General features: G+C 72.4%; 4 protein-coding genes. 2 read left to right on the plus strand and 2 right to left on the minus strand.

Going from position 1 to position 2894, the window contains the following annotated elements; all coding sequences use genetic code 11:
• Positions 1 to 127: 127 nt before the first annotated feature.
• Entirely contained in the window at positions 128 to 805 is a 678-nt protein-coding gene (locus tag ACK5F2_RS01960) for a MerR family transcriptional regulator (protein WP_409862385.1), read from the plus strand.
• A gap of 68 nt (positions 806 to 873) precedes the next feature.
• On the plus strand, positions 874 to 1965 hold the full coding sequence (locus ACK5F2_RS01965) for an acyltransferase family protein (RefSeq protein ID WP_409862387.1): 1092 nt from the start codon (positions 874 to 876) through the stop codon (positions 1963 to 1965).
• Between the two features lie 6 nt (positions 1966 to 1971).
• On the opposite strand, the gene ACK5F2_RS01970 is transcribed toward ACK5F2_RS01965, so the two are convergent.
• Together ACK5F2_RS01970 and ACK5F2_RS01975 are read right to left on the minus strand one after the other, a co-directional pair.
• The gene (locus ACK5F2_RS01970; RefSeq protein ID WP_409862389.1) at positions 1972 to 2511 is read right to left on the minus strand and encodes a lipocalin family protein; all 540 of its coding nucleotides are present in this window, start codon (positions 2509 to 2511) and stop codon (positions 1972 to 1974) included.
• Positions 2512 to 2536: 25 nt separating this feature from the next.
• On the minus strand, positions 2537 to 2894 hold a 358-nt coding region (locus tag ACK5F2_RS01975; RefSeq protein WP_409862391.1), incomplete at its 5' end, for a helix-turn-helix transcriptional regulator.

The following is a 2894-nucleotide window of genomic DNA, read 5'->3' on the forward strand; positions in this document are numbered from 1 at the left end:
GTCGTATCCATGGGCGGCAGCATAGGCAGGCGGGGCGGCGCCGGGGTGTGGGCCCGGCAATGCTCGGGAGCCTTGCTCCGATAATCCGGGTCAAACCCGAGTCAATCGCCCTTGTTCAGGAGCAGACATGGCCAAGCCCCAGCCCCAGCCCAAGCGCGATGCGCGGTCCGGCCCGCCGCGCCACTACCGCAGCGCGGCCGTGGCCCGCATGCTGCGCATGCCGGTGGGCACGCTGCGGGTCTGGGAGCGGCGCTACGGCATCAGCGGTGCGGCCACCAGCGCCGCCGGCCACCGGCTCTACAGCGCGGCCGATGTGCAGCGCCTGGCCCTCTTGCGCCAGCTGCTGGCCCTGGGCCACGCGATAGGCAGTCTGGCGGGCCTGGACATGGCGGCCCTGCAGGCCGTGGCGCGCACCCATGCCCAGACCCTGGCCCAGCCCCTGGACCTGCCCGGCCTGCCCCCAGCGGACGAGGCAAGCGCACCCGCGCCGGCAGCGCGCCGCTTTGACGATGCCGCCCTGGCCGATATGGCGGGCCTGTCCACCACCATTGCCTGCGAATGCCCGCAGCACCTGGCCGAGATCCTGATCCGCCTGGGCCAGTTCGAGGCCTATAGCGCGGACTGCCGCTCGCGCAGCCCGGCCGACGCCGATCTGCACGCCTATCTGCAGCAGATCACGGCCCAGGCCCGGGCCAGCTTCGAGGCGGCGCTGGAGCGCGTGGCCGTGCACGAGGGCCTGCTGACGGGGCGCCCCCTACAATTAGGGGCTCACGCCGGCCCCGCGCCCGGCGACTCCGGGGACTGAGACGGGTCCCAGCACTTTCTTGTTGGTCCGCGCCCGCCCGCGACAGCGGGGCGGGCGTTTCGCTTTTGATGAACGCCAGATCCCTTTCTCCCTCCACCTCCTCCCGCCGCCTACTGCATCTCGATGCCATGAAGGCCCTGGCGGCCCAGCTCATCGTGCTGCACCATCTGGCCGCCTATGGGCCGATTGCCGAGACGGTGCAGAGCCTGTGGCCCGGCCTGATCGCCTGGCTTTACGAGTACGGCCGCATGGCGGTGCAGGTCTTTCTGGTGGTGGGCGGCTTTCTCTCGGCGCGCGCCCTGGCTCCGGCCGGGCGGCCCTTGCAGGGGCAAGCCCTGACGCTGCTGTGGCGCCGATATCTGCGCCTGGTCCTGCCCTTTTTCGCGGCGGTGCTGCTGACCCTGGCCTGCTCGGCCCTGGTGGCGCCCCTGCTGCCCGAGCTGGTGCCGGCCTCGGTCTCGGCGCCCCAGCTGCTGGCCCATGCCCTCTTGCTGCACGATGTGCTGGGCTATGAGGCCCTGACCGTGGGCGCCTGGTATGTGGCCATGGATCTGCAGCTCTTTGCCCTGATGCTGGCCCTGCTGTGGCTGGCCCGGGCCTGCGGTCCGGCGGCGCGCTGGCTGGGGCCGGCCCTGCTGCTGCTGGTCTGCGGCTCATCCCTCTACCTCTTCAACCGCGATGCGGGCCTGGACATCTGGGCGCCTTACTTCTTTGGCGCCTACGGCCTGGGGGCCCTGATGCACTGGCTGTGTCTGAGCGCACGCCCCGGCCTGGGCTTGAGCCTGCTGGGCCTGCTGGCCCTGGGGGCCCTGCTGCTGGACTTCCGCGAGCGCCTGCTGCTGGCCCTGCTGACGGCCGGCCTGCTGTTCTGGCTGCAGCGCCGCCATGAGCAGGGGCAGAGCCTGCTGCGCGGCCCGCTGGCCGGCGCGGTGGCGCATCTGGGCACGCATTCCTATGCGCTCTTTCTGGTGCACTTCCCGATCTGCCTGCTGCTCAATGCCCTGTTCGAGCATCGCGACCCCGAGCATCCCTGGGTGGCGGTGGGCGCCCTGCTGGCGGCCGGGGGTGGGAGCACTCTGGCCGCCGTGCCCTTCTACCGCTGGCTCGAGGCACCGGCCGGCCGGCGGCGCCTGGGCTGGGCCCGCACGCAAGAGGCCTGAGCCCGCTCAGGGCTCCAGCGGCTGGCTCTGCGGCGTGCGCCGGAAGGCGCCGCGCTCGAAGCCCAGGCTGGCGGCCTTGTCCAGCAGGGCCTGCAGCTGGGCCTCGTCCAGCTGCGGCTCGCGGGCCAGCAGCCAGGCGTATTTGCGGTCGGGCGTGCCCACCAGCACCCGGCGGTAGCCGGGGTCCAGGTCCAGCACCCAGTAGTCGCCATAGAAGGGCCAGAAAAAGCTGACCCGCAGCTTGGCATTGGCGCTGTCCGGCACCACCTTGGCATGGCCGCGTATGTCCTCCACCTGGCCGTCGGCGCGGCGGCAGCGGTTGATCACCTCCACGCGGCCCTCCAGCAGGCGGTAGCGGGCCTGGGTGTCGGCCACGCACTGGCGCTGGAAGCGGTTGGGCAGCAGGGCGATCTCGTACCAGGCGCCGGCATAGCGGGCCAGGTCCACCTCGGCCACGGTGGGCAGGGGCAGGCGCTCGGCGGCCTGGGCCGGCGCGCTGCCGCACAGGGCGGCCAGGGCCAGGAGGGGGGCGAGGCATGGCTTCATCGGCAGGCTCGGTCGGGGTGCATGCTCAAGCGCGCTCGGCACAGGCGGCGCGGCGTTCCATATCCGCCAGGGTCTTGCCCGGCTCGTCGCGGAAGCGCTCGTCCAGGGCCTGCAGATCCTGGATGCGGTCCACACGGAAGCTGCGGAAATCCTCGCGCAGCTCGCACCAGGCCGCCACGGTCCAGACCGGGCCCCAGAAGAAGCAGCCCAGGGGCCGCACCACACGCGCGGTGCTCTGCCCCGCCAGGTCCAGATAGTCCAGGCGCAGCTTGCGGCGCAGCTCGGTGGCCTCGCGCAGCTGCACCAGGCGCTGGCTCAGGGCCTCGTCCATGCCGGAGAGCGGGGCGTAGACGGCCAGGCTCTCGGCGGCAGCGCGGGCCGGC

The organism is Roseateles sp., from assembly GCF_046300915.1.
In the GTDB taxonomy this organism is placed as follows: Bacteria; Pseudomonadota; Gammaproteobacteria; order Burkholderiales; family Burkholderiaceae_C; genus Kinneretia.

What these genes read in the sequence shown, in the direction of transcription:
- ACK5F2_RS01970 (WP_409862389.1), bottom strand. Translation starts at nt 2,511, where the DNA reads ATGAAGCCATGCCTCGCCCCCCTCCTGGCCCTGGCCGCCCTGTGCGGC.
- ACK5F2_RS01960 (WP_409862385.1), top strand. Translation starts at nt 128, where the DNA reads ATGGCCAAGCCCCAGCCCCAGCCCAAGCGCGATGCGCGGTCCGGCCCG.
- ACK5F2_RS01965 (WP_409862387.1), top strand. Translation starts at nt 874, where the DNA reads ATGAACGCCAGATCCCTTTCTCCCTCCACCTCCTCCCGCCGCCTACTG.